25 protein-coding genes, 1 tRNA gene and 3 pseudogenes are annotated in these 23,558 nt (G+C 73.7%); 16 read left to right on the top strand and 13 right to left on the bottom strand.

What is annotated here, in order from left to right:
• Window positions 1-83: 83 nt before the first annotated feature.
• Window positions 84-656: a sigma-70 family RNA polymerase sigma factor gene (locus OVA14_RS01965; RefSeq protein WP_267504643.1), complete on the top strand. Its 573-nt coding sequence runs from the start codon at window positions 84-86 to the stop codon at window positions 654-656.
• A 198-nt stretch (window positions 657-854) separates the two neighbouring features.
• On the opposite strand, the gene OVA14_RS01960 is transcribed toward OVA14_RS01965, so the two are convergent.
• The 5 genes from OVA14_RS01960 to OVA14_RS01940 form a co-directional block, all read right to left on the bottom strand.
• On the bottom strand, window positions 855-1,130 hold the full coding sequence (locus OVA14_RS01960; protein ID WP_267504642.1) for a hypothetical protein: 276 nt from the start codon (window positions 1,128-1,130) through the stop codon (window positions 855-857).
• A gap of 4 nt (window positions 1,131-1,134) precedes the next feature.
• Window positions 1,135-1,338, bottom strand: a complete 204-nt coding sequence (locus OVA14_RS01955) for a hypothetical protein (protein ID WP_267504641.1) — start codon at window positions 1,336-1,338, stop codon at window positions 1,135-1,137.
• A gap of 824 nt (window positions 1,339-2,162) precedes the next feature.
• A complete protein-coding gene (locus OVA14_RS01950; protein WP_267504640.1) occupies window positions 2,163-2,327 on the bottom strand; it encodes a hypothetical protein in 165 nt (54 codons plus the stop codon).
• Between the two features lie 235 nt (window positions 2,328-2,562).
• A complete protein-coding gene (locus OVA14_RS01945; protein ID WP_267504639.1) occupies window positions 2,563-2,850 on the bottom strand; it encodes a hypothetical protein in 288 nt (95 codons plus the stop codon).
• A 211-nt stretch (window positions 2,851-3,061) separates the two neighbouring features.
• Window positions 3,062-3,134 (bottom strand) — tRNA-Lys (locus OVA14_RS01940).
• 124 nt (window positions 3,135-3,258) lie between these two features.
• On the opposite strand from OVA14_RS01940, the gene OVA14_RS01935 reads away from it, so the two are divergent.
• From OVA14_RS01935 to pstB, 6 genes are all read left to right on the top strand, one after another.
• The gene (locus OVA14_RS01935) at window positions 3,259-3,891 is read left to right on the top strand and encodes a DNA-directed RNA polymerase subunit beta (RefSeq protein WP_267504638.1); all 633 of its coding nucleotides are present in this window, start codon (window positions 3,259-3,261) and stop codon (window positions 3,889-3,891) included.
• Window positions 3,892-3,994: 103 nt separating this feature from the next.
• A complete protein-coding gene (locus OVA14_RS01930; RefSeq protein WP_267504637.1) occupies window positions 3,995-4,585 on the top strand; it encodes a hypothetical protein in 591 nt (196 codons plus the stop codon).
• A 429-nt stretch (window positions 4,586-5,014) separates the two neighbouring features.
• The gene (gene pstS, locus OVA14_RS01925; RefSeq protein WP_267504636.1) at window positions 5,015-6,118 is read left to right on the top strand and encodes a phosphate ABC transporter substrate-binding protein PstS; all 1,104 of its coding nucleotides are present in this window, start codon (window positions 5,015-5,017) and stop codon (window positions 6,116-6,118) included.
• An 85-nt stretch (window positions 6,119-6,203) separates the two neighbouring features.
• Entirely contained in the window at window positions 6,204-7,127 is a 924-nt protein-coding gene (gene pstC / locus OVA14_RS01920; protein ID WP_267504635.1) for a phosphate ABC transporter permease subunit PstC, read from the top strand.
• Between the two features lie 3 nt (window positions 7,128-7,130).
• Window positions 7,131-8,219, top strand: a complete 1,089-nt coding sequence (gene pstA / locus OVA14_RS01915; protein WP_267504634.1) for a phosphate ABC transporter permease PstA — start codon at window positions 7,131-7,133, stop codon at window positions 8,217-8,219.
• Between the two features lie 5 nt (window positions 8,220-8,224).
• Window positions 8,225-9,004, top strand: coding sequence for a phosphate ABC transporter ATP-binding protein PstB (gene pstB / locus OVA14_RS01910; RefSeq protein ID WP_267504633.1), 780 nt, complete (start codon window positions 8,225-8,227; stop codon window positions 9,002-9,004).
• Window positions 9,005-9,167: 163 nt separating this feature from the next.
• Here the strand turns inward: pstB and OVA14_RS01905 are convergent, their stop codons facing one another.
• The 4 genes and pseudogenes from OVA14_RS01905 to OVA14_RS01890 form a co-directional block, all read right to left on the bottom strand.
• Complete coding sequence (locus OVA14_RS01905) at window positions 9,168-10,121, bottom strand: NUDIX hydrolase (protein ID WP_267504632.1); 954 nt, start codon at window positions 10,119-10,121, stop codon at window positions 9,168-9,170.
• Window positions 10,118-12,283, bottom strand: a complete 2,166-nt coding sequence (locus tag OVA14_RS01900; RefSeq protein WP_420710638.1) for an RNA degradosome polyphosphate kinase — start codon at window positions 12,281-12,283, stop codon at window positions 10,118-10,120. The genes OVA14_RS01905 and OVA14_RS01900 overlap by 4 nt, the downstream gene beginning before the upstream one ends.
• Window positions 12,284-12,435: 152 nt before the next feature.
• A pseudogene (gene mshD / locus OVA14_RS01895) lies at window positions 12,436-13,116 on the bottom strand (mycothiol synthase); the annotation flags it as partial.
• A gap of 120 nt (window positions 13,117-13,236) precedes the next feature.
• A complete protein-coding gene (locus OVA14_RS01890; RefSeq protein ID WP_267504631.1) occupies window positions 13,237-13,878 on the bottom strand; it encodes a winged helix-turn-helix transcriptional regulator in 642 nt (213 codons plus the stop codon).
• A gap of 96 nt (window positions 13,879-13,974) precedes the next feature.
• Between OVA14_RS01890 and OVA14_RS01885 the strand changes: the two genes are divergently transcribed.
• Genes OVA14_RS01885 through OVA14_RS01870 form a run of 4 tightly spaced genes read left to right on the top strand, consistent with a single transcriptional unit; the run spans window position 13,975 to window position 16,078 of the window.
• Window positions 13,975-14,235 (top strand): hypothetical protein, encoded by a 261-nt coding sequence (locus OVA14_RS01885; protein ID WP_267504630.1) that lies wholly within the window; start codon window positions 13,975-13,977, stop codon window positions 14,233-14,235.
• Between the two features lie 50 nt (window positions 14,236-14,285).
• Window positions 14,286-14,408, top strand: a complete 123-nt coding sequence (locus OVA14_RS01880) for a hypothetical protein (RefSeq protein WP_267504629.1) — start codon at window positions 14,286-14,288, stop codon at window positions 14,406-14,408.
• Between the two features lie 3 nt (window positions 14,409-14,411).
• Window positions 14,412-15,029, top strand: coding sequence for an FABP family protein (locus OVA14_RS01875; protein WP_267504628.1), 618 nt, complete (start codon window positions 14,412-14,414; stop codon window positions 15,027-15,029).
• Window positions 15,026-16,078, top strand: coding sequence for a YgfZ/GcvT domain-containing protein (locus tag OVA14_RS01870; RefSeq protein WP_267504627.1), 1,053 nt, complete (start codon window positions 15,026-15,028; stop codon window positions 16,076-16,078). The genes OVA14_RS01875 and OVA14_RS01870 overlap by 4 nt, the downstream gene beginning before the upstream one ends.
• A gap of 33 nt (window positions 16,079-16,111) precedes the next feature.
• Here OVA14_RS01870 and OVA14_RS01865 read toward each other — a convergent pair.
• Window positions 16,112-16,949, bottom strand: a pseudogene (locus OVA14_RS01865) (class I SAM-dependent methyltransferase).
• 34 nt (window positions 16,950-16,983) lie between these two features.
• Window positions 16,984-17,349: a VOC family protein gene (locus OVA14_RS01860; RefSeq protein ID WP_267504626.1), complete on the bottom strand. Its 366-nt coding sequence runs from the start codon at window positions 17,347-17,349 to the stop codon at window positions 16,984-16,986.
• A 74-nt stretch (window positions 17,350-17,423) separates the two neighbouring features.
• Here OVA14_RS01860 and OVA14_RS01855 point away from each other — a divergent pair, with 74 nt between their 5' ends.
• The gene (locus OVA14_RS01855; RefSeq protein ID WP_267504625.1) at window positions 17,424-18,173 is read left to right on the top strand and encodes a phosphoglyceromutase; all 750 of its coding nucleotides are present in this window, start codon (window positions 17,424-17,426) and stop codon (window positions 18,171-18,173) included.
• Window positions 18,174-18,237: 64 nt separating this feature from the next.
• Here OVA14_RS01855 and phoU read toward each other — a convergent pair.
• Window positions 18,238-18,931, bottom strand: a pseudogene (gene phoU / locus OVA14_RS01850) (phosphate signaling complex protein PhoU).
• A 172-nt stretch (window positions 18,932-19,103) separates the two neighbouring features.
• Here phoU and OVA14_RS01845 point away from each other — a divergent pair.
• Window positions 19,104-20,252 (top strand): sensor histidine kinase, encoded by a 1,149-nt coding sequence (locus OVA14_RS01845; protein ID WP_267504624.1) that lies wholly within the window; start codon window positions 19,104-19,106, stop codon window positions 20,250-20,252.
• Complete coding sequence (locus tag OVA14_RS01840; protein WP_267504623.1) at window positions 20,249-20,929, top strand: response regulator transcription factor; 681 nt, start codon at window positions 20,249-20,251, stop codon at window positions 20,927-20,929. The genes OVA14_RS01845 and OVA14_RS01840 overlap by 4 nt, the downstream gene beginning before the upstream one ends.
• A 96-nt stretch (window positions 20,930-21,025) precedes the next feature.
• Here OVA14_RS01840 and OVA14_RS01835 read toward each other — a convergent pair whose 3' ends face one another.
• Window positions 21,026-21,571: a hypothetical protein gene (locus tag OVA14_RS01835; protein ID WP_267504622.1), complete on the bottom strand. Its 546-nt coding sequence runs from the start codon at window positions 21,569-21,571 to the stop codon at window positions 21,026-21,028.
• Window positions 21,572-21,816: 245 nt separating this feature from the next.
• Between OVA14_RS01835 and OVA14_RS01830 the strand changes: the two genes are divergently transcribed.
• Window positions 21,817-22,305 (top strand): CarD family transcriptional regulator, encoded by a 489-nt coding sequence (locus tag OVA14_RS01830; RefSeq protein WP_267504621.1) that lies wholly within the window; start codon window positions 21,817-21,819, stop codon window positions 22,303-22,305.
• Between the two features lie 106 nt (window positions 22,306-22,411).
• Entirely contained in the window at window positions 22,412-23,542 is a 1,131-nt protein-coding gene (ispD, locus tag OVA14_RS01825) for a 2-C-methyl-D-erythritol 4-phosphate cytidylyltransferase (protein ID WP_267504620.1), read from the top strand.
• Window positions 23,543-23,558 lie beyond the last annotated feature (16 nt).

The raw sequence follows: 23,558 nt of genomic DNA, 5'->3' as shown, positions 1-23,558 counted from the left end.
CTCTCGAGGCGAGCGCTCGTCGGCGCATCACGCTTGCATCACGTTCCAGGCTCCTGGCCGCTCGCCGTGCGACGATCGGGCACGTGCGGGGGACGGTGGAGGACGAGCTCGAGCGAGCTGCCTCGGGTGACGCCCGCGCCTTCATGGCGGTCCACGACGCGACGAGGCCGCGCGTGCTCGCGCTCGCGGTCCGCGTGGTCGTCGATCGGGCGCAGGCGGAGGAGGTGGTGCAGGAGGTCTACCTGCACGCCTGGCGGACGGCCGCGCGCTTCGACCGCGCCCGTGGCTCCGGCACGGGCTGGCTGCTGCGGATCGCCCACAGCAAGGCGGTCGATCGCGTGCGCAGCAGCGTCGCGCATCGCGAGCGCGACCTCGCCGACGCGCGGCTGTCGCGGGCGACACCCGTGGCGTCGGTGCACGAGCTCGTCGAGCGAGCGCTCGACGGCGAGCGGGTGCGCGCGGCGCTCCGGCTGCTGAGCGCCGTGCAGCGCGAGGCCATCGTGCTCGCGCACTTCGACGGGCTCTCGCACGCGCAGATCGCGCGCCGCCTCGGCGTGCCGCTCGGCACCGTCAAGACGCGGCTCCGCGACGGCATGCGGCGCCTCCGTGAGGCGTTCGACGTCGACGCCGACCCGGGATCCGCGATCAGCGCCTGACCGGGATCCGCGACCAGCGCCTGACCGGTGGGGCTGCGACGCGAGGGGCCGTCCCGCCCTCGGTCGCGGGTAGCGTGTCCGCATGGACATCATCTGGTGGATGCTCGCCGGCGTCGCGCTCGCCGCGGTCGCCTTCCGCGGCTGGCGCTTCGAGCGCCGCCGCCGCGAGCGCCGCTGACCCGGACGGACCCCACCGGGTCACGGCTCCTCGATCCCCGCGGGGTCCTGTGCACCCTCCGAGCGCGTCGCCGCTGCGGTGATCCCGAGGATCTCGTAGCCCCGCTCGCCGAGCTTCGCACGACCCATGGCGAGCATCCGATGCGCGTCGCGCGCGAGGTCGTGCTCGCTCGAGTGCGTGATCAGGGAGGTGATGTCGCCGTCCGTCGAGTCGACCGTCGCCCACGCCGCGCAGAGCGCGGTGGCGTCGGTGACGAGCACGCTGATGCGCACGTGCACCTCGTAGCGGTCGGCCATCGCGTCACCGGGCTCGCATCCACCAGAGCAGCTGCTCGAGCTCGAACGGGCCGCACACCCACCAGGGCCGGAAGGGATCGGACGCGGGGTCGAAGACCACTGCGCTCGCCGCGACGCGCTCCAAGGGGACCTCGCTCGTCGCATCGCGGCTGCGGAGCATGCGTGCGAGCTCGAGCACGGCGGCGCTGCGGGTGCCGTGGCGGCTCATCGTCGGCCTCGCGCACCGCGGGCGAGCCAGGCCGCGCGTCGCGCGGGTGCCTCGCGCGCCTGCGCGTCGAGCGCGGCGTAGACGGCGCGCAGGCCGACGCGCAGCAGCGGGAGTGCGTTCCCGGGCCGGTGCGCGGGCCCTCGCGCTCGTCGGTCCGGTTCGGATGGTGCTTCGTGGGCTGGCTGCATCGGTCGCGCCAATCGCGCTCGTGGTGATCGCCCCACACGTCGAAGGCTCGGAAGCGGCCTCTCGGCCGACAGGCCATCGTCTCGCACCCGCCTGCGAGCCGTCTGGCAGGGCCGCGCCCCGGCGCCGCGGTTCGCCCATCGTCCGGGTGCTGCGTCGGGCGGCTGGGGCAGCAACCTCGCTCGACCCAGGCCACGAGACGCGCGTCACCGTCGCCATCGAGCTCCGACGGCCGAGGGGCGCGCGGTTTCGGCCTTGTCGCTCGGCTGCGAGCGCTCGTCAGAACACGTGGCAACTGCCGAGGCAGGTTCTCGAACTCGCTCTCGGAGAGCCAGCACCAGGTGCCGCCGTAGAGGAAGAACGTGTCCCGCTGCTCAGGAGTCGGCACGACGGACCGACTCGGCACGTTGCCCAGCAAGCTCGTCGAGAGCCCGTCCGTAGGGAACGGCTGCAGCGGGGGCGCGAACCACCCTTGCCATCTGGTCAGGAGAGCACGCTCGACTGGGATACCGAGGACTCGCCTTGCATGTCGGCTCCGGGCTGCCCCGATGCTCATCGCGACCGAGCGGAGCAACGAGCCAGTCGGCGCTCTTCTGGACTCGATCCGGAAGCGTGGACATCGCCCCTCCTCGACTGCCTCACAGCGGGGAGGGGCGTTGCGTCGTGTCCGCGGACTCCTCGCCGCCGGCGCGAGCGAAGTCGTCGCGGCGCGGGTCAGCGTGGCGCTCGATCTCGGCGCGGCCGAGGGCCCACGAGGTGCCGACCTTCCAGGCGGTCTGGAAGGTGCCGCAGTCGATCTGCACTTGTCATGTGGCAAGGCAGACGAAGGCGCTTTGCCCGCGGCGGCTCGTGACGGTGCCTGCTGGGCGCATGGCGGCGAACATCGACCGCGACGAGATCCTCGCCCAGGTCACGCATCGGCTGATCACCGGAACCCGGACTGGGACGCCGCCGAGGTCGAGCGCATGGCGACGGAGGAGCCGAACACGATCGTCGGCAGTCCCGTGCAGGACTTCCTGCTGGTGCTGACCGAGCGGGCTACGGAGAAGCGGTCGAAGACGGCCTCGCTTGCTCGTCGCGCGCTGCCTTGTCGAGGCGGAGCAGCTCGATGAAGGTCTGGATCTCCTCGGCGGCGATGACGTGCCAGATGAGGGGCGTGCGCTCGTCCTGGTAGATCGTGAGGCGCTGCAGCCGGCTCCAGGCGACGGTGTGGTTCGGGTCGAGCGCGGCGAGTACCCCGTAGAGGTGCTCGACGGCTTCTTGCTCAGTGGGGTGCACGGTGCCGATGGGCTCTGGCAGTCGCTTCGACCGCTCGTGCGGCTTCATGGCCTGATGATGGAGCACCAGCGGCGGGCGGTCCAGCGCCTTCAGGCACTGTTCATCGAGCCGCAACCCAGCCGACATCGAGCGTCAGCGGAGCGCATGCGAGCCCGTGCTCCATCGCTTCGAGTCGCGCACGCGGCGGCTGGTGCCCGAAGTCAGCCCGAGGTGGTCGTCCGAGCCCGAGGTCGGGGCGGGGTTCCGCGCGTGCACGAAGTGGGCCCCGTGGGGCTCGAACCCACGACCAGCGGATTAAAAGTCCGATGCTCTACCGACTGAGCTAGAGGCCCGCGCTCCCAGGGTAGTCGCGCGGCGAGCGGTGCTCGGCCGGATGGGCGGTGCCGGTGCACCGGCACCCGTCGGCCGCCGGGGCACCCCTCGGCGCCCGGCCGCCGCGGTGGGAGGATGGGGGCAATGGCAGACGACCGCTCCATCAAGCCCACCCGCTTCTCCAACGACTGGTTCGACCGCGTGGAGGGCGACGTCGACCCCGCCGTGCGCCTGCAGCTCGCGAGCGAGACGGCGCACGCGCTGCTCGCGCGCGTGCGCGGCGGCGCGGACCCGGAGGTGGTGGAGCGGATCCTCGCGGTCGCGCGCGAGGACGGCATCGACACGGTCGCGGAGCTCTGGTCGCGGGCTCGGCCGCACTCGCTGCCCGGCACGCTGTGGCGGGTGCACCTGCTGCACGCGCTCGTGACGCAGCGCGCCGAGGAGTCGGCGCGGCTCTACCAGGCGGGCGCCGACGCGCTGCCGACCGCGGCCCCCGTGATCGCGGGCGTCCCGGCCCCGGCGACCCCCGGCGAGCTGCGCTCGCTCTCGGACGAGATCCTGCGGGGCGTGTTCGCGGGCGACTTCGCGCTCGCGCTCGAGCGCGCCGCCGCGTTCGCGGCAGTCACCGCGCACGGCGCGGTGCGCGCCGCGCACGACGACGACGCCGCGCACCCGGAGCGCGCGAGCGCCCGCACGGCGCTCGCGGCCTCCCTCACCGACATCGCGGGCGACCTGCGGATCTGCGCGCGTCTCTGGCGCGCGGACAGCCTCGCCTGAGCGCGGGCTGATCGCCGAGCGCGCCGCGGCGGCGTACGCTTCGAGCGTCGGCACCGCGTCCCTCGGCGCCGGATCCCGCACCCCGCCGCACCCGGAGGCCGTCTTGACGCACCGCACGCCCCCCCGCCGACTGCTCGCCGCCGCCCTCGTGCTCGGCGGAGCCTCGCTCGCGCTCACGGGCTGCATCCCCATGCCGCCCGCCGTGCCGACGGCAGCGCCCACGATGCCGGCGCCCGAGGACCCGACGACGAGCACCGAGGCCGCCGATCCGACCGAGGAGCCCACGACGCCGCCGTCGGCGGGGGAGTACGCCTACACGGTCGACGACGGCCTCGGCGACATCTGGTCGTTCAGCGTCACGAGCATCGACGACAACCCCCCGATGGAGTCGGGCGAGCCGGCCGACGGCACCTACTTCACGGCGGTGCGCATCGACGGCAACCACGACGAGGGCACCACGAGCTTCATGGGCTGCTTCGACGTCTTCGTCGTGGGCAGCGACGGCCAGACCTACGACTGGGCCGACACCGTCGCGGTCACCGCGGAGGACGACATCTACTACGTCGAGGACACCTTCGAGGGGGCGCGCGCGGTCGTGCAGCTGCCGGAGGGCGTCGCGCCGACGCAGGTGATCCTGCGCTCGACGTACGGGCACCCTGACGTGCCCGACACCGTGCTCGACGTCGAAGGCTAGGCCGCGCCGACGCGCCCGGGCGGCGCCGCCGTTCGCCCGGAGCGCACCGGCCTGCGCCGGGCCGCCGACCTCGCTACGCTGATGGGGCCGGGCCGCGAAACCCCGGGCTCCAATATTCGCCGCTTCGAGCGGCCTTCCGCCGAGAGGCGTCTCGCGGCCCGGCTCTTCCACGTCCGCGGCGCTCGCCCCGTGGCCGCAGCGCTCGCGCCACGCCGCACATCCCGCGGCATGCCGCGCATCCCGCGGCATGCCGCGCCATGCCGCGCGGGGCGCTTCCTGAGCCTCCGCCTCGCCGCCGTTCACCTCTCGTTCACCTTCGCGGATCCTCGCGGTCACCCGCGCTCCCTACCGTGTGTCACGGCCTGCTCGTCGGGCCGCCCGCGGGGCGTCCAGCCGCCCCTGCACCACACACATCCCGAAGGGAACACCGTGAAGTTCACGAAGCTCGGCCGCACCGCGGTCGTCGCCGTCGCCGGCGCGCTCCTCCTCAGTTCGTGCGCCGCCAACGAGGGCACCGCTCCCGCCGCAGGCGGCTCCGAGGCCCCCGAGTCGTCGCTCTCCGGCGACCTCGCCGGCGCCGGCGCCTCGTCGATGGGTGCTGCGCAGGAGGCCTGGATCGCGGGCTTCCAGACGAACAACCCCGACGTCAACGTCACCTACGACCCCGCCGGCTCGGGCGCGGGCCGCGAGCAGTTCATCGCGGGCGGCGTCGGCTTCGCCGGCTCCGACGCGTACCTGAAGGACGAGGAGCTCGAGGGCACCTTCGGCGCGTGCGTCGCCGACTCGCTGCCCGTCGACCTCCCCGTCTACATCTCGCCGATCGCTGTGATCTTCAACGTCGAGGGCGTCGACTCGCTCAACCTCGACGCCGCGACCATCGCCGGCATCTTCTCGGGCGAGATCACGAACTGGAGCGACGAGGCGATCGCCTCGCAGAACGAGGGCGTCACCCTCCCCGACGCGACCATCACGGCCGTGCACCGCTCCGACGACTCGGGCACCACCGAGAACTTCACGCAGTACCTCGCGGCCAACGCGGCAGACGCGTGGACCGAGGGCGAGTTCGAGACGTGGCCCGCCGCGTACGGCGGCGAGGGCGCCCAGGGCACCTCGGGCGTCGTCGACGCGGTGACGAACGGCACGAACACGATCGGCTACGCCGACGCCTCGCGCGCCGGCGACCTCGGCACCGTCGCGCTCATGGTCGGCGACGAGTACGTGCCGTTCTCGGCGGAGGCCGCCGCGGCCGCCGTCGACGCCTCGGCGCCCGTCGAGGGCCGCCACGAGGGCGACCTCGCGATCGAGCTCGACCGCACGACGACCGAGGCGGGCGCCTACCCGCTCGTGCTCATCTCCTACGCGATCGCGTGCACCGAGTACGCCGACGCCGAGCAGGGCGCGCTCGTGAAGGCCTACCTCGAGTACGTCGTCTCGGCGGAGGGCCAGCAGGCCGCGGCCGACAACGCGGGCTCCGCCCCGATCTCGGAAGACCTGCGCGCGCAGATCACCGCCTCGCTCGAGATGATCGGCTGAGCCGACCGACTGATACCGTCTGCCGGGGCGGATTCCCGCCCCGGCAGACGCACGTCATCCCCACCGCCTCGCCCCTGGGAGCTCCATGACCACCGCAGTCCAGCCCGTCGCCAAGCAGCGCCTGGCCGACGTCGTCTTCCGGTCGATCTCGACGACCGCGGGCGTGCTGATCCTGCTCGCCCTCGCCGGGGTCGCGATCTTCCTCGTCGCGCAGGCCGTGCCGGCGCTCATCGGCCCGCTGCCGGGCGCCGACGCCGGGTTCCTCGCATGGGTGTGGCCGCTGACCTTCGGCACCATCTGGTCGGCGCTCCTCGCGATGCTCATGGCCGTGCCGGTCGCGATCGGCATCGCGCTCTTCATCACGCACTTCGCCCCGCGCCGCCTCGCGCAGGGGCTCGGCTACGTCGTCGACCTGCTCGCCGCCATCCCCTCGGTCATCTACGGCCTCTGGGGCATCACGGTGCTCGCGCCGTTCATGCAGCCGGCCTACACCTGGCTGACGACGAACCTCGGCTGGCTGCCGCTCTTCGCCCCGCCCGCCTCGGGCACGGGCCGCACCATCCTCACCGCCTCCATCGTGCTCGCCGTCATGGTGCTGCCGATCATCACCGCGCTCTGCCGCGAGATCTTCCTGCAGACGCCGCGGCTCAACGAGGAGGCCGCCCTCGCGCTCGGCGCGACCCGCTGGGAGATGATCCAGATGGCGGTGCTGCCGCACGGCCGCTCGGGCATCATCGCCTCGTCGATCCTCGGCCTCGGCCGCGCCCTCGGCGAGACCATGGCCGTCGCCATGGTGCTGAGCTCCTCGGGCATCATCTCGTTCGCGCTCACCGCGCAGCAGAACCCGTCGACGATCGCCGCCAACATCGCGCTGCGCTTCCCGGAGGCGCACGGCATCACCGTGAACATGCTCATCGGCTCCGGCCTCGTGCTGTTCGCGATCACGCTGCTCGTCAACGGCGTCTCGCGCTGGATCATCGCGCGCACCACCGTGCAGGGAGGCCGCTGAGCCATGACCGCCACGACCACCGCTCCCGCCCGCCGCGACGCGACGAACCCGCTCACGGCCGGCCAGCTGCCCGCCTGGGGCCCCTGGGTGCTCCTCGGCGTCGCGATCGCCATCGGCGCCGCGGTCTCCGCGCTCGTCGCGGGCGCCTCCGGCTCCGGCTTCAGCATCGTCGCGACGGCCGTCCTCGGCTTCGTGCTCTACCTCGTCGCGATCACGGTCGTGAGCCAGCAGATCGAGGGAGGCCGCAAGGCCGTCGACCGCCTCGTCACGGGCGTCGTCGTGGGCGCCTTCGCGCTCGCGCTCGTCCCGCTCGTCTCGCTCGTCTCCACCGTCGTCATCAACGGCATGGCGCGCTTCGACATCGAGTTCTTCACGTACTCGATGCGCAGCGTCGTGGGCGAGGGCGGCGGCGTGCTGCACGCGATCGTCGGCACGCTGCTCGTCACGCTGTGGGCGGCCATCATCTCGGTGCCCGTCGGCATCTTCACGGCCATCTACCTCGTCGAGTACGGCCGCGGCCGCCTCTCGAAGGCGATCACGTTCTTCGTCGACGTCATGACGGGCATCCCCTCGATCGTCGCGGGCCTGTTCGCCTACGCGCTCTTCGCGCTCTTCGCGGGCGAGGGCGTGCGCTCGGGCATCGGCGGCGCCGTGGCGCTCAGCCTGCTCATGATCCCCACCGTCGTCCGCTCGACGGAGGAGATGCTGAAGCTCGTGCCGAACGACCTCCGCGAGGCGTCCTACGCGCTCGGCGTGCCCAAGTGGCTTACGATCGCGAAGGTCGTGCTGCCGACGGCGCTCGCCGGCATCGTCACGGGCGTCACGCTCGCGATCGCCCGCGTCATCGGTGAGACCGCGCCGCTGCTCATCATCGCCGGCTTCACGACGAACATGAACTACAACGTGTTCGACGGCCGCATGATGACGCTGCCGGTCTTCGCCTACAACCAGTACGTCAGCCCGGGCGTGCAGGAGCAGGCCTACTTCGACCGCGCCTGGACGGCCGCGCTCGTGCTGATCCTCATCGTCATGCTCCTCAACGTCATCGCTCGCATCATCGCCAAGGTCTTCGCGCCGAAGGCCGGGAGGTAACCCACATGTCCAAGCGCATCGAGACCAACGACCTCGACGTCTACTACGGCGACTTCAAGGCCGTCGAGGGCGTCTCCATCGACATCGAGCCCCGCTCGGTCACGGCCTTCATCGGCCCCTCGGGCTGCGGCAAGTCGACCGTGCTGCGCACGCTCAACCGCATGCACGAGGTGATCAGCGGCGCGTGGGTCGACGGCGAGGTGCTGCTCGACGGCGCCAACCTCTACGCCCCGGGCGTCGACCCCGTGAACGTGCGCCGCCAGATCGGCATGGTCTTCCAGCGCCCCAACCCCTTCCCGACGATGTCGATCCGCGAGAACGTGCTCGCGGGCGTGCTGCTCAACAACCGCCGCATGTCGCGCTCCGACCAGGACGACCTCGTCGAGCGCTCGCTGCGCGGCGCCAACCTCTGGAACGAGGTCAAGGACCGCCTGAACCTGCCGGGCTCCGGCCTCTCGGGCGGCCAGCAGCAGCGCCTCTGCATCGCGCGCGCGATCGCCGTCAGCCCCGAGGTGCTCCTCATGGACGAGCCCTGCTCGGCCCTCGACCCGATCTCGACGCTCGCGATCGAGGACCTCATCGAGGAGCTGAAGACCGAGTACACGATCGTGATCGTGACGCACAACATGCAGCAGGCCTCGCGCGTGAGCGACAGGACGGCCTTCTTCAACATCGCGGGCACGGGCAAGCCGGGCAAGCTCATCGAGTATGACGACACGGCGACGATGTTCTCGACGCCGAAGGTGCAGGCGACCGAGGACTACGTCTCGGGCCGCTTCGGCTGAGCCGCCGGCACGAGGAAGGGCCCCGCGCGAGCGGGGCCCTTCGCCGTGCTCGGGCCTCGTGCCGGCAGCGCCCTGCGGCCGCGGCCTCCTGACCGACGACCGAGGGCCGAGCCTGCCGCTGGTCGAGGAGCGCGCGGCGCAGCCGCACGCGTCACGAGCCCGGTCAGCGCTCGGTGGGCCCGTGCGTCTCGAGCGCGACGAGCGCCGGCTCTTCGCCCGCGCTCACGTGCAGCACCGTGAACTCCGCCGTGTGCAGCATCGAGGCGCGGTGCGTCCGCTCGGTCTCGGCGGCACCGGTGGCGTGCACGACGGCGGTGACGATCTCGGGGATCACGGGCGCGTGGCTGCAGAGCACGACGCCCTGGCGCTTGCCGATCGCCTTCGCGACGCGCGCCTCGATCGCCGCGCGCGGGTCGACGGGCGACTCCTGGCTCAGCTCCGCCGTCGCCTTCGCCGCGACGCCGAGCGCCGCCTCGAGCGGCGCGACGGTCTCGCGGCACCGCACGGCGTCGGAGGTGGCCACGCGCCGCGGCGCGTAGGCGGCGATGCCGGGCGCGACCGCGTGCGCCTGCGAGCGCCCGCGCTCCGTGAGCGTCCGCGAGGCGTCGTCGCCCTCCCACGAGAACGGGTTCGCCGCCTTCGCGTGCCGCAGCGCCACGATGGGGAAGGTCGCCTCGTGGCCGGCGGCGAGGCGCTCCTCGAAGCGCTCGACGATCGCGACGTCGTGGCGGTAGGAGCATGCGGCCTTCGCGCGGTCCAGCGGGGCCCAGTGGAGCGCGAGGATCTCGTCGTTCGGCGAGAACGCCGCGGCTTCGAGCGCCCCCGGCGTCGCCTCCGCCTGCCAGTAGTAGACGACCTTGTCGCGGCCGTCGGGCAGCCGGTACTCGCTGTGGCCGAGCGGCGCGCCCAGCACGATCGCGAGGCCCGTCTCCTCCTCGAGCTCGCGCACGGCGCACTCGGGCAGTGTCTCGCCCGGGTCGAGCTTGCCCTTGGGCAGGGAGATGTCGCGATGCTGCGTGCGCTCGACGAGCAGCACCTCCACCTCGCCCCGCACCCGCCGCCACACGAGCGCGCCGGCGGCGAGCACGGTGCCCGTGGCCGTCGTCGCCTGGCTCATCGCTGGCGCTTCCTGCGCTGGATCTGCAGCATGCGGTCGCGGTGCAGGTCGTCGAGCGGCGAGCCGTCCTCGGCGAACGCGTGGCGCGTCCAGGTGCCGTCGGGCTCCGCCCACCAGGAGGCGGTGGTGTCGGCCATCGCCTTGTCGAAGTGCGCGGAGATGTCGCGCATGTGCTCGGTGGAGGTGAGCTGGATGAGCGTCTCGACGCGGCGGTCGAGGTTGCGGTGCATCATGTCGGCAGAGCCGATGAACACCTCCTCGTCGCCGTCGTTCCAGAACGCGAACACCCGGGAGTGCTCGAGGTAGCGGCCCACGATCGAGCGCATCGCGATGTGCTCCGAGAGCCCGGGCACGCCCGCCCTCACGGAGGAGATGCCGCGCACCCACAGCTGCACCTCGACGCCCGCGCGGCTCGCGCGGTAGAGGGCGTCGATGATCTGCTCGTCGACGATGGAGTTCATCTTCAGGCGGATGCGCGCGCGCCGCCCGGCCCGAGCCGCGGCCGTCTCGCGCTCGATGCGCGAGAGCAGGCCCTTCCGCAGGTGGCGCGGCGCGACGAGCAGGCGTTGGAACGACTTCTCGATCGCGAAGCCCGAGAGCTCGTTGAACAGGCGCGTGATGTCGCGCCCGACCTGGTCGTTGTCGGTGAAGAGGCCGAAGTCCTCGTAGATGCGGCTCGTCTTCGGGTTGTAGTTGCCCGTGCCGATGTGGCAGTAGTGGCGCAGGCGGCCGTTCTCGCGCCGCACGACCATGAGCAGCTTGCAGTGGGTCTTGAGGCCCACCATGCCGTAGACGACGTGCACGCCGGCGCGCTCGAGCTGGCGCGCCCAGCGGATGTTCGCCTGCTCGTCGAAGCGGGCCTTCACCTCCACGAGCGCCAGCACCTGCTTGCCGGCGGCCGCGGCGCGGATGAGCGCCGCCACCACCGGGGAGTCGCCGGAGGTGCGGTAGAGCGTCTGCTTGATGGCCAGCACGTCGGGGTCGTCGGCGGCCTGCTCGAGCAGGGCCTGCACGCTCGTCGCGAACGACTCGTAGGGGTGGTGGACGAGCACGTCCTTGCGGGTGATCGACTGGAACAGGTCGTCCTGCTCGTTCTGGTCGTTCGGCAGGAAGGCGGAGGCCGTCACGGGCACGCGCTTCGTGTAGCGCAGGTCGGGCCGGTCGAGGCCGGCCACCTGGAACAGGCACGTGAGGTCGAGCAGGCCCGGCAGGCGGTACACCTCGCGCTCGGTGATGCCGAGCTCGTCGACGAGCAGCTCGAGGGTGTCGTCGTCGATGTCGTCGGCGACCTCGAGGCGGATGGGCGGGCCGAACTTGCGGCGCGAGAGCTCCTGCTCGAGCGCCTGGATGAGGTTCTCGGTCTCGTCCTCGTCGATCGTGACGTCCTCGTTGCGGGTCACCCGGAAGACGTGGTGGTCGACGATCTCCATGCCGGGGAAGACCTCGTCGAGGTTGTTGGCGATGAGCTCCTCGAGCGGCAGGAAGCGCTGGTCGCCGCCCTCGGCGCCGAGCGCGATGAAGCGGGGGAGCACCGCCGGCACCTTGAGGCGCGCGAACTGCTCCTCCTCCTCGTCGGGCACGCGCACGCGCACCGCGAGGTTGAGCGAGAGGCCGGAGATGTAGGGGAAGGGGTGCGCGGGGTCGACCGCGAGCGGCATGAGCACGGGGAAGACCTCGGCCTCGAAGCGCGCCGACATGGCCTCGCACTCGGCCTCCGAGAGGTCCTGCCAGCGCACGACGGCGATGCCGGTCGCCGCGAGGCCGGGGGCGAGGGAGTCGATCGCGACGTGCGCGTGCCGCTCCTGGAGCTCGTGGGCGCGCTCGACGATCTGGTCGAGCAGGTCGACGGGGCCCGTGCCGACGTTCGTCGGCACCGCGAGGCCCGTGACGATGCGGCGCTTCAGCCCCGCGACGCGCACCATGAAGAACTCGTCGAGGTTGGAGGCGAAGATCGCGAGGAAGTTGGCGCGCTCCAGGAGCGGCACCGTCTCGTCCTCGGCGAGCTCGAGCACGCGCTGGTTGAACGCGAGCCACGACAGCTCGCGGTCGACGAAGCGGTCGGCGGGGAGGCCGTCGTCGGTCTCGCCGCCCTGCTCCTCCGCGCTCCAGCCGGGCTCGTCGTCGTCGTCCTCCGCGAGGTCGGCGACGGCGGCGTCCTGCAGGCTCCGCTCCTCCTCGATCGTGCGCTCGCGCTGCTCGCGGCGCAGCTCGTCGACGGGGGAGGCTGCCGAGGAGGGGGAGTCGGTCATGCACCCATCATGGCCCTCGACGATGAACGGCGCGTGACGCGGGCGGCCGCGAGCCTCCGTGGTGCTCAGCCCTCGTGGCGCCAGCGCACGTCGATCGCCCACCGCTCGAAGCCCGTGCGCTCGTAGAGCGCGAGCGCGGGCGCGTTGTCGCCCTCGACGTACAGGTGCGCGGTGCCGTGCCCGAGGGCGCGCATGCGCCAGAGGGCGGCGTCGAGCATCCGGCGGCCGATGCCGCCGCCCTGCGCGCCGGGCCGCACGCCGAGCACGTAGAGCTCGGCGACAGCGTCGTCGGGCTTCACCCATGCGAAGGCGTCGAGGCCGTCGGCGCCCGGCAGCACCAGGAGGTTCGCGTCGTCGTGCCAGGGCTCGGCGCGGCGGGCGGCGAGGTCGTCGGCGCTCATGCGGCCCTGCTCGGGGTGGTCCGCGAAGGCGGCGGCGTTGAGGGCCAGCAGCGCCTCGGCGTCCGCGGGCTCGAAGGCGCGCGTCCCGGCGGGCGGGCCGTCGTGCCCGTGCGGCGCGGCGGGCACGGGGGCGCGCAGCTGCAGGAGGGTGCGCACCCGCGCCAAGCCGAGCCGCTCCGCGATCGCCGTCGCGGCGGGCAGGTCGCCGTGCGCCCAGAGGTCGAGGGGGCCCTGCGCCTCGTCGAGCAGCCGGCGCGCGAGCGCGAGGCCGAGGCCGCGGCCGCGGGCGTCCGGGTGCACGGCGAGCTCCGCCTCCCGCTCGCCGTCGGCGACCACGGCGAGGGCCGTCGCGTCGCCGACCGCGCGGCGATCGCCGCGCGCGAGCCTCGACGAGGGCCTGGTCCGAGAACGGCGGCGTGCCGTCCGCCGCCCGGCAGGCGGCGGCGAGGGCGCGGGCGGCGTCGATCATGCCTCGACCAGCTCGAAGCGGTAGCCGACGCCGCGCACGGTGCCGATCACGGACTCCAGGTCGCCGAGCTTCGCGCGCAGGCGCCGCACGTGCACGTCGACCGTGCGGGTGCCGCCGAAGTAGTCGTAGCCCCACACCTCGCTGAGCAGCTGCTCGCGCGTGAAGACGCGCGCCGGGTGCGAGGCGAGGAAGCGCAGCAGCTCGAACTCCTTGAAGGTGAGGTCGATGGGCTTGCCGTCGACCTTCGCCTGGTAGCTGGCCTCGTCGATCGAGAGCCCGCTCGCGACGATGGGGCCGCGGCCGCGGGCGTCGGCCGCCGCGAGCCGGAGGCGCGCCTCGAGCTCGGCGGGCCCGGCCGCGTCGAGCACGATGTCGGTGACGCCCCACTCGGGCGTGACGGCCGTGAAGCCGCCCTCGGCGAGCACGAGCACCACGGGCGTCGGGTCGTGCTCGAGCAGGCGGCAGATGGCCTTCGCCGCGGCGAGCTCGGCGGCGCCGTCGACGACGATGATGTCGGCGTCGGGGGCGTGCGCGACCGCCTCTGCCGTGCCCGGCAGCGTGGTCACGCGGTGCTCCAGCAGCTCCAGGCTCGGCAGGACGCCGCGATCGCGGCGCGTGAAGATCACGATGTGCGACATGCGCCCTCCTGCCCCGCACATCCTACGGGGAGGCGCGAAGAGGTCTGACACCGCGCGCTCGGGCGGCGGGCGCCGGCATGCGCCATGATGGTGCGCGTGTCGTGGCAGTGGGCGAGCGTGTGGCCGATCTGGCTGATCGCGCTCATCGGCGCGGTCGTCGTCGGGATCGCGCAGCCCGCCGACGGCATCGTGTGGCTGCCGATCGTCCTGGGCGTCTGCACGCTCACGGCGTTCGCCGTGCAGCTGGGCGGACCGACGGAGCCGGGGCTCGTCGACCGCCTCGCGGCGGCCGTGCTCGGCTCGGTCGTGGTCCTCGCGCTCGCGACCGCGATCCTCGTGCCGCTCACGCACCTGTGAGCGCGCGCCGTCCCGCGCGGCGCGCAGGCGGCGGGGGATAGGATCGGAGCATGGCTGGTATCCCCCTGCTCGCGCTCGAGATCTTCTTCCTCGGCCTCCTGGGCCTCGCGATGGTGGCGATCGCCGGCGTCTCGTTCGTCGTGCTGCGCAACCTCTTCCGCGGCCAGCGCTAGCCCATGCTCGAGATCGACCCGACGCTCCCCGCGGAGCTGGGTCCGCTCCAGTGGCTCATCGGCGACTGGGAGGGCACCGGCGTGCTCTCGTTCCCGGTGCACGGGCGCACGATCGAGCACGAGTTCGCCCAGCGGGTGGCATTCGCGCACCACGGGCACCCGTACCTGACCTACGAGGCCTACGCGTGGCTGCTCGACGACGAGCTCACGCCGCTCGCCGCCGAGACGGGCTTCTGGCGCCTCGCGCGCGAGTCGCGCCCGAGCGACGCGGGCCCCGGCATGCTGCCGCCCGAGGGCGAGCCGGCCTACGGCACCGCGGAGGCCGTCGAGACGCTGCGCCGCCCCGACGGCGCGTTCGACCTGCAGGCGCTCATCGCCCACCCCGCGGGGGTCGCCGAGCTCTACCTCGGCACGATCGCCGGCCCGCGCATCGACCTCGCGACCGACGCGGTGCTCCGGGGAGCGGGCGCGAAGGACCACGCGGCCTCCACGCGCATGCTCGGCCTCGTCGACGACCACCTGCTGTGGGCGTGGGACCTCGCCGCGCTCGGCCAGGGCCTCGAGAGCCACGCCTCCGCGCGGCTGGCCCGCGTCACGCGGAACGAGGCGGGCGAGGCGTGATCGCGCTGCCCGCCATCCCGGGCGCCGTGGTCGGGCCCGACGGCCTGCCCCTGCACGTCGGCAGCCCCATCGCCGAGCAGCGGCGCCTCCGCGCGGGCGCGCCCGTGCTGCTGCCGCGGGACGTGCTGCGGCTCACGGGGCCCGACGCGCTGCCGTGGCTCGACTCCATCACCTCGCAGGCGATCGCGGGCCTCGCGCCCGGCGCCTCCGCCGAGTCGCTCGTGCTCTCGCCCGAGGGCCGCGTCGAGCACGCCATGCGCCTGCACCGCGACGCCGAGGGCGCGCTCTGGATCCTGGTCGACGCGGGCACGGGCGATGCGCTCGAGGCGTGGCTCACGCGGATGCGCTTCTTCAAGCAGGTCGAGATCGAGCGGCCCGAGGTCGTCGTCGTCGGCAGCGCCGCCGAGCCCGCGGGCCCGGTCGCGTGGGTCGACGGCTGGCCCGAGGTCGCGCCGGGCGGCGTGCGCTACGGGGAGCCCACGGGCGAGCCGTGGCGGTGGTCGGAGGCGGTGCTCGCCCCCGAGGAGGCGACCGCGATCGACCCCGCCTCGCTCGTCGGCACGCTCGCGGTCGACGCGCTGCGGATCGCGGCGGGGCGGCCCTCGCTCGCCGAGGTCGACGAGCGCACCATCCCGCACGAGCTCGACTGGCTCACGACCGCCGTGCACCTGTCGAAGGGCTGCTACCGCGGCCAGGAGACGGTCGCGAAGGTGCACAACCTCGGGGCGCCGCCGCGCCGCATCGTGCTGCTGCACGTCGACGGCTCGGAGGGCGCGCAGCTCGCCGCGGGCGACGAGGTGCTGCACGAGGGCGCACTCGTGGGCCGCATCACCTCCGCCGCCATCCACGACGAGCTCGGGCCCATCGCGCTCGCCGTCGTGAAGCGCGGCGCCCCGGCGGAGGCCGACCTCGTCGTGCGCACCGCGGAGGGCGTCGACGTCGCCGCGGCGCAGCAGGTGCTCGTGCCGCCGAGCGCGGGCCACGCGCACCGCCCGCCGCGCCTCCCGCGGCTCGGCGCCGTGCGCCGCCCGAGCGCGCCCACGGCCTGAGGGCCGCGGCGCCCTCGAGCGGCGGGAGCCGCGTCAGGCGGGCGCGACCGCCGGCCACGCCACGGTGAGGCTCGCCGAGCCGCCAGCGCGCCGGCCCGTCGGCGACCGGCCAGCCGCCCTCGCGGAGCGCCCGCGCCGTCGCCACCCAGCGCTGCGTCGCGCCGAAGTCGGCGAGCGGCGCGTTGCTCGCCCACGCGCGGTCGAGGTCGACGAGCAGGGCGTGGATGCGCTCGCCCGGCACGTTCCGGTGGATGAGCGCCTTCGGCAGCCGCTCCGCCACCACCGAGGGCGCGGGGGAGGGCCCGGTGCCGAGCTCGTCGACCTTGAGGGCGATCGTGAGGGATCGGGGGCCGTCGGCATCGAGCGCGACCCACGCGCACACGCGGCCGACCTCGTTCGAGGTGCCCTCGACGAGCAGGCCGCCGGGCGCGAGTCGGCCGAGCATCGTCGCCCAATGGCCGGCGACCTCGTGCTCGTCGTACTGCCGCAGCACGTTCATGGCGCGGATCACGTGCGGGCGGCGGGGCGCGGGCACCTCGAAGCCGCCGAGCGCGAACGAGACGCGCGCGTCGGCCGCGATCGCCCGCCCGTAGCGCTCGGGCCCCGCCTCGCGCGCGGCCGCGAGCTCTGCCGTCGCGCGCGCGACGCGCTCCGGGTCGATCTCGAGGCCCAGCACCTCGACGCCCGGCGCGCGGCGCGAGAGCCGCTCGTGGAGCTCGAGGCTCGTCGTGGCGCTCGCGCCGTAGCCGAGGTCGACGACGAGCGCGCCAGGTGCGCGCGCGGCCGGCTGCGCGGCGATCCAGCGGTCGACGCGGCGCAGGCGGTTGATGCCCGTCGTCCCTCGCGTGATGCGACCCACCGGCTTCGCCACCCCTCCATCCTGGCGGATCGCCGGCCCCGCCGGCTCAGGTGCGCTGGCAGAGCATGAGGAGGTTGCCGTCCGGGTCCTCGAGGCGCATCGTGCGCACGCTGCCGATGTCCTCGATCGCGGAGGGGCGGCCGCCGAGGTCCTCGACGAGCGCCGCGGCGCGCTCCAGGTCGTCCGACCACAGGAAGCACAGCGGCTGCGACGAGACCGCCACCGGCCGGTGGGCGTCGAGGATCAGCGCGGCCTCGCCCGCCAGCGGCACGTCGTGGATGCGATCCTCGTGGCTCGTGGTGCCCACTGGCACCCCGAGCAGCGCGCCGTACCAGGCGGCGGACCGCGCGATGTCGGAGACGGGCACGAACACGGCGCCGATGCGCGCCTGGACGGGGTGGTCGGAGGCCATCCGCACATCCTGGCACGCGTCGGCCATCATCGATCCGGCCGCTCGCGCGATGGCTTCCTGGCTAGGCTTGCAGCATGACCGAGCGCACCCTCATCCTGCTCCGCCACGGCCAGTCGACGTGGAACGAGAAGAACCTCTTCACGGGATGGGTCGACGTGCGGCTCACGCCCCAGGGCGAGCAGGAGGCCCGCCGCGGCGGCGAGCTGCTCGCCGAGCGCGGCCTGCTGCCCGACGTGCTCTACACCTCGCTCCTCACCCGCGCGATCCAGACGGCGAACATCGCGCTCGACGCCGCCGACCGCGCGTGGATCCCGGTGACCCGCTCGTGGCGCCTCAACGAGCGCCACTACGGCGACCTGCAGGGCAAGGACAAGGCCGAGACGCTCGCGCAGTACGGCGAGGAGCAGTTCATGCTGTGGCGCCGCTCGTTCGACGTGCCGCCGCCCGTCATCGCCGACGACAACGAGTTCTCGCAGGCCGGCGACCCGCGCTACGCCGGCATCGACGGCGAGGTGCCCGCGACCGAGTGCCTCAAGGACGTCATCGACCGCTTCCTGCCCTACTGGGAGTCGACGATCGCCAAGGACCTCGACGCCGGCCGCACCGTGCTCGTCACCGCCCACGGCAACTCGCTGCGCGCGCTCGTGAAGCACCTCGACGGCATCTCCGATGACGACATCGCCGGCCTCAACATCCCCACGGGCATCCCGCTCGTCTACCGCCTCGGCGACGACAACATGCCGCTCGGCCCCGGCGAGTACCTCGACCCGGAGGCCGCGGCGGCCGGTGCGGCGGCGGTGGCGGCGCAGGGCGCGAAGCACTAGCCCACGACCGCGCGAGAGGGCCCCCGCCGAGGCGGGGGCCCTCTCGATGTCCGGGGTGCTGCGCTCAGGACTCCGGCTGCACCGGCTCGAGCTCGGGATCGGCGTGCGAGTCGTTGCCCACCCAGTCGCCCGTCGCGAGGTACTGCACCTTGCGGGCGATGCCGACCGCGTGGTCGGCGAAGCGCTCGTGGTAGCGGCTCGCGAGCGTGGCGTCGACCGTCGCGTGCGCGGCGCCCTCCCAGCTCGTGCCGAGCACCTGCGCGAAGACCTCGCGGTGCAGGCGGTCGACGTGCTCGTCGGCGGCCTCGATGCGCGCCGCGATCGTGAGGTCCTGCGTCTCGAGCAGCTCCTTGAGCAGGCTTCGCGACCTCGATGTCGTGGCGGCCCATCTCGGCGAACGTCGGCTGGAGCGACTCCGGCACCACCTGCAGCGGGAAGCGGTAGCGCGCCAGCATCGCGATGTGGCGCGCGAGGTCGCCCATGCGCTCGAGCGACGCGGAGATCCGCAGGGCCGAGACGACGATGCGGAGGTCGCGGGCGACCGGCGACTGGCGGGCGATGATGTCGATCGCGAGCTCGTCGAGCGCAGCGGCCTTGTCGTCGATGAGCGGGTCGGTCGCGATGACCTGCTCGGCCAGCTGCACGTTCGACTCCCCGAACGCCTGCACGGCCGTGCTGATCGAGACGACGACGTGGCCGGCGATGTCGACGAGGCGCTCCTGCACCTCGGCGAGCTCCTGCTGGAAGACTTCGCGCATGGCTCCTGCTCCTTGTGCTGCCTGCGCCGCGGGGGCGCGGGCACGGTTGTGACCCCGAGTGTTGCCCCGCAAGGTTACCGCCGGGTGACGAGCGCCTGAACCGCAGGGGAAGCCTGCCCCGCGAGGGCCCCGGCGGCAGGATCGCGGCGGTCCGCCCGGCTACGCTGGTGCCGTGGATGCGGCCTGGTACGTCCTCCTCGCGCTCCTGCTGGGCTTCGCCGTCGGAGCGCTCTCGGTGCATCTGCTCGGCGTGGCCGCGCAGCGCGGCCGTCGCGTCATGGCGATCGCGAGCGAGCCCGTGCCCGACGGCATCGCCGCGATGATCGGCGTGCTGGAGTCGGCGGGCATCGTCCTCGACGGCTCGAACCAGGTCATCCTCTCCTCGCCCGGTGCCGAGGCCCTCGACCTCGTCGACGGCCGGCACCTGCGCCAGGCGACGATCCTCGAGGCCGTGCGCCGCGTGTGGCGCACGGGCGAGGCCGAGACCGTCGACCTCGTGCATCGGCGCGGCCGCATCGGCTCGGGCACCGAGCTGCAGCTGCGGGTGCGGGTGACGCCGCTCGGCAACCGCTTCGTGCTCGTGCTCGCCGCCGACCGCACCGAGGAGGTGCGGCTCGCGGGCGTGCGCCGCGACTTCGTCGCCAACGTCTCGCACGAGCTCAAGACGCCCATCGGCGCCGTCGCCGTGCTCGCCGAGGCAATCGAGGCGGCCGCGCTCGATCCCGACCGCGTGCGCTCGTTCGCGCAGCGCATGCAGCTCGAGGCGGACCGGCTGGGGCGCATGACCAAGGAGCTCATCGACCTCTCGCGCATCCAGGCCGACGACCCGCTCGAGCACGCGGCGCGCGTGCCGCTCGCGCGCGTCGTCGACGTCGCGGTCGACCGCAATCGCGTCGCCGCCGACGCGAAGCGGATGCGGATCATCCCGCGCGTGCTCGACGACGTCGAGGTGCTCGGCTCCGAGGAGCTGCTGACGATGGCCCTGCAGAACCTCGTCGCCAACGCCGTGCAGTACTCGCCGGAGGCGACGCACGTCGGCGTCGGCGTGCGGCTCGAGGGCGGCGTCGTGGAGGTCGCCGTCACCGACAAGGGCGTCGGGATCGAGCCCGAGGACCGCGATCGCGTCTTCGAGCGCTTCTACCGGGTCGATCCCGCGCGCAGCCGCGTGACGGGCGGCACGGGCCTCGGGCTCAGCATCGTCAAGCACGTCGCCACGAGCCACGGGGGCGAGGTCACGCTGTGGTCGCGACCCGGCCAGGGCTCCACGTTCACGCTGCGGCTGCCGGTCGCGGCCGCACCCGCCCGCAAGGAGGACGCATGACGCGCATCCTGATCGTCGAGGACGAGACCGCGCTCGCCGAGCCGCTCGCCTACCTGCTCGAGCTCGAGGGCTACGAGACCGCGCACGCCCCGGACGGCGACGAGGCGGTGCGCATGTTCGAGGAGGACGGCGCCGACCTCGTGCTGCTCGACCTCATGCTGCCGGGCCGCCCGGGCACCGAGGTGTGCCGCGCGATCCGCGCGAGGTCGCAGGTGCCGATCATCATGGTGACGGCGAAGGACTCGGAGGTCGACACGATCGTCGGCCTCGAGCTCGGCGCCGACGACTACGTCACGAAGCCCTACTCCTCGCGCGAGCTCGTCGCCCGCATCCGCGCCGTCATGCGCCGCCGCGCGGTGGAGGAGGACGAGGACGACGCCGTCGTCGAGATCGGCCGCGTGCGCCTCGATGCCGACAGCCACACCGTCACGGTCGACGGCGACGAGGTGCCGATGCCGCTGCGCGAGTTCGAGCTGCTCGAGTACCTCATGCGCAACGCCGGCCGCGTGCTCACGCGCGGGCAGCTCATCGACCGCGTCTGGGGCAGCGACTACTTCGGCGACACCAAGACGCTCGACGTGCACATCAAGCGCCTGCGGGCGAAGATCGAGGAGGACCCCTCGAACCCGGTCACGGTCGTCACGCGCCGGGGCCTCGGGTACCGCTTCGAGCGCTGACGCGGCGGGCACGGCACCCGCCGTACGGGACGCCCGCCGCACGAGAGAGCCCCGCTGCCGACCGGCAGCGGGGCTCTCGAGCTCGGGTGGAGCGGGCTACGGGGCCGCGGTCTCCGTGGGGGCAGGCGCCTCGGTGGCGCCGGGGGCCTCGGTGGGGGCGGGCGTCGCGGAGGGCGCCTCCATGGCGGGCTCGGTCGGGCCGAGCGTCTCGTAGCCGACGAACTCGGTGGAGACCATCTGCACGGGCAGGCCCGTCGGCACGGCGCCGTCGGCCGTGAACGAGACGCTGCGGTGGCCGCCGAAGTCGATCGCCGGGGCGTCGAAGACGAGCTGCTGGTCCTGGAAGCCGTAGACGGTCGTGCCGCTGGGGATGCGCACGTCCTGCGCCTCGTCCTCGACGCGGACCTCGAGGAACGTGGCCTCGCCCGGGTTCGTGAACGTGACCGCGAGGCTCAGGGCGTCGCCGTCGGGCTCGCCCACGAGCACGGCGTTGTGGATCTGCACCTGGCCCGTCGTGCCGGAGATGCCGTCCGAGGGGTCGTACTGGATCGTCGTCGCCTGCGGCGTGAAGATGTTGCAGCCGGTGGCGACGAGCGCGACGACGACGGCTGCGGCGGCTGCGGCGACGGTGCGAACCTGCACGGGGACCCTTTCGACGGTGGCCGCGAGGCGCTAGGACGGACGCGCCCGCGGTCTCCGACGAGTCTAGTACGGGCGTCGAGACGGGCGCGCCGGGGCCCGCGCGACGGCGAGGGCGAGGCCCGGGGGAGCCGTGGCGGAGGGCGTCGGCGATGGCGCAGGGCGCCGATCCAACCACCCCTCGTGCAGGCTCCGCACACGACACGCTGTGATAAAATCAAGGTTCTGGCTACGACGAGGAGCGTTCGATGAACTTTGAGGTCGGAGAGACGGTCGTCTACCCCCACCACGGCGCAGCGACCATCACCGAGGTGAAGGTCCGCAAGATCAAGGGCGTCGAGACCACCTACCTCAAGCTGAACGTCGCGCAGGGCGGGCTGACCATCGAGGTCCCCGCGCAGAACGTCGACATGGTGGGCGTCCGCGACGTCATCGGCGAGGAGGGCCTCGACCGCGTGTTCGAGGTGCTGCGCGCCGACTTCACCGAGGAGCCCACGAACTGGGCCCGCCGCTACAAGGCCAACGTCGAGAAGCTCGCCTCGGGCGACGTCATCAAGGTGAGCGAGGTCGTGCGCGACCTCTCGCGCCGCGACCAGGACCGCGGCCTGTCGGCCGGTGAGAAGCGCATGCTCGCGAAGGCCCGCCAGATCCTCGTCTCGGAGCTCGCCCTCGCCGAGCACACCGACGAGGACGCCGCCGCCGTCCGCCTCGACGAGGCCCTCGCGCCCGCGAGCTGAGACCCCGATCCCACGGGCCGCCCCGCGCGGTCCGGATCGCACGGACCGAGGCGCCCTGTCCCCAAGGCAGGGCGCCTCTTCCGTTCCCGCCGCCTAGGCTGAGCGGGTGACCGCCACCGCCCTCATCGTCGTCGCCGCCGGCTCCGGCACCCGCCTCGGCCGGGGCGTGCCCAAGGCCTTCGCGACGGTCGCCGGCGCGCCTGTGCTCGAGCACGCGCTCCGCGGCCTCGCCGGCGTCGACGCCCGGATCGTCGTCGTCGCGCCCGCGGGCGGCGAGGCCGAGGCGCGGGCGATCGCCGCGCGCGCGGGCGTCGAGGCCGACGTCGTCGCGGGCGGCGCGACGCGCGCCGACTCGGTCGCGGCGGGCCTCGAGGCCGCGGAGGGGGCCGAGCACGTGCTCGTGCACGACGCCGCGCGCGCCCTCGCGCCGCGCGCGCTCGTCGAGCGCGTGCTCGCGGCGCTCCGCGCCGGCGCGGGCGCGGTCGTGCCGGTGCTGCCCGTCGTCGACACGATCCGGGCTGCGGAGGGCGAGGCGCTCGGCGCGATCGTCGACCGGGCCGCGCTCCGGGCGATGCAGACCCCGCAGGGCTTCGAGGCCGCGCTGCTGCGACGCGCCTACGCGGCGGCGGGGGAGGGTCGGGCCGCCTCGACCGACGACGCGCAGCTCGTGCAGGCGCTCGGCGAGCCGGTCGTGGCCGTGCCGGGCGACGAGCTCGCGTTCAAGATCACGACGCCCGCCGACGCCGACCGCGCGGCGATGCTGCTCGGGCCCGCGACGCGCGTCGGGATCGGCGTCGACGTCCACGCCTTCGGCGGCGACGGGCCGCTGCGCGTCGCAGGGCTCGAGTGGGAGGGGCAGGGCCTCGCGGGCCACTCCGACGGCGACGTCGTCTGCCACGCGATCGTCGACGCGCTGCTGGGGGCGGCGGGCCTCGGCGACATCGGCGGCCTCGTCGGCGTCGACGATCCGCAGCACGCGGGCGCGAGGGGCGAGACCTTCGTGCGCCTCGCGGTCGAGCGGCTCGCCGAGCACGGCTGGCGGCCGCAGAGCGTGAGCGTCCAGGTGCTCGGCGTGCGGCCCCGCATCGGCGCGCGGCGCGACGAGGCGCAGGCGGTGCTCGCCGCGATGGTCGGGGCGCCCGTGAGCGTCTCCGGCACGACGACCGACGGCCTGGGCGCGCTCGGCCGCGGCGAGGGCCTCCAGGCGATCGCGACCGCCCTCGTCGCGCGCGCGTAGCGGCCGCGTCGACCGG

Source organism: Agrococcus sp. SL85 (assembly GCF_026625845.1).
Lineage (GTDB): Bacteria > Actinomycetota > Actinomycetes > Actinomycetales > Microbacteriaceae > Agrococcus.
Note: the sequence above shows the minus strand (reverse complement) of the source record. Positions and strands in the feature narration are given on the sequence as shown.

What these genes read in the sequence shown, in the direction of transcription:
- pstB (WP_267504633.1), top strand. Translation starts at nt 8,225, where the DNA reads ATGTCCAAGCGCATCGAGACCAACGACCTCGACGTCTACTACGGCGAC.
- OVA14_RS01875 (WP_267504628.1), top strand. Translation starts at nt 14,412, where the DNA reads ATGCTCGAGATCGACCCGACGCTCCCCGCGGAGCTGGGTCCGCTCCAG.
- OVA14_RS01855 (WP_267504625.1), top strand. Translation starts at nt 17,424, where the DNA reads ATGACCGAGCGCACCCTCATCCTGCTCCGCCACGGCCAGTCGACGTGG.
- OVA14_RS01880 (WP_267504629.1), top strand. Translation starts at nt 14,286, where the DNA reads ATGGCTGGTATCCCCCTGCTCGCGCTCGAGATCTTCTTCCTCGGCCTC.
- pstA (WP_267504634.1), top strand. Translation starts at nt 7,131, where the DNA reads ATGACCGCCACGACCACCGCTCCCGCCCGCCGCGACGCGACGAACCCG.
- OVA14_RS01935 (WP_267504638.1), top strand. Translation starts at nt 3,259, where the DNA reads ATGGCAGACGACCGCTCCATCAAGCCCACCCGCTTCTCCAACGACTGG.
- OVA14_RS01960 (WP_267504642.1), bottom strand. Translation starts at nt 1,130, where the DNA reads ATGGCCGACCGCTACGAGGTGCACGTGCGCATCAGCGTGCTCGTCACC.
- OVA14_RS01945 (WP_267504639.1), bottom strand. Translation starts at nt 2,850, where the DNA reads ATGAAGCCGCACGAGCGGTCGAAGCGACTGCCAGAGCCCATCGGCACC.
- pstC (WP_267504635.1), top strand. Translation starts at nt 6,204, where the DNA reads ATGACCACCGCAGTCCAGCCCGTCGCCAAGCAGCGCCTGGCCGACGTC.
- OVA14_RS01860 (WP_267504626.1), bottom strand. Translation starts at nt 17,349, where the DNA reads ATGGCCTCCGACCACCCCGTCCAGGCGCGCATCGGCGCCGTGTTCGTG.
- OVA14_RS01840 (WP_267504623.1), top strand. Translation starts at nt 20,249, where the DNA reads ATGACGCGCATCCTGATCGTCGAGGACGAGACCGCGCTCGCCGAGCCG.
- OVA14_RS01890 (WP_267504631.1), bottom strand. Translation starts at nt 13,878, where the DNA reads ATGTCGCACATCGTGATCTTCACGCGCCGCGATCGCGGCGTCCTGCCG.
- OVA14_RS01955 (WP_267504641.1), bottom strand. Translation starts at nt 1,338, where the DNA reads ATGAGCCGCCACGGCACCCGCAGCGCCGCCGTGCTCGAGCTCGCACGC.
- OVA14_RS01905 (WP_267504632.1), bottom strand. Translation starts at nt 10,121, where the DNA reads ATGAGCCAGGCGACGACGGCCACGGGCACCGTGCTCGCCGCCGGCGCG.
- OVA14_RS01830 (WP_267504621.1), top strand. Translation starts at nt 21,817, where the DNA reads ATGAACTTTGAGGTCGGAGAGACGGTCGTCTACCCCCACCACGGCGCA.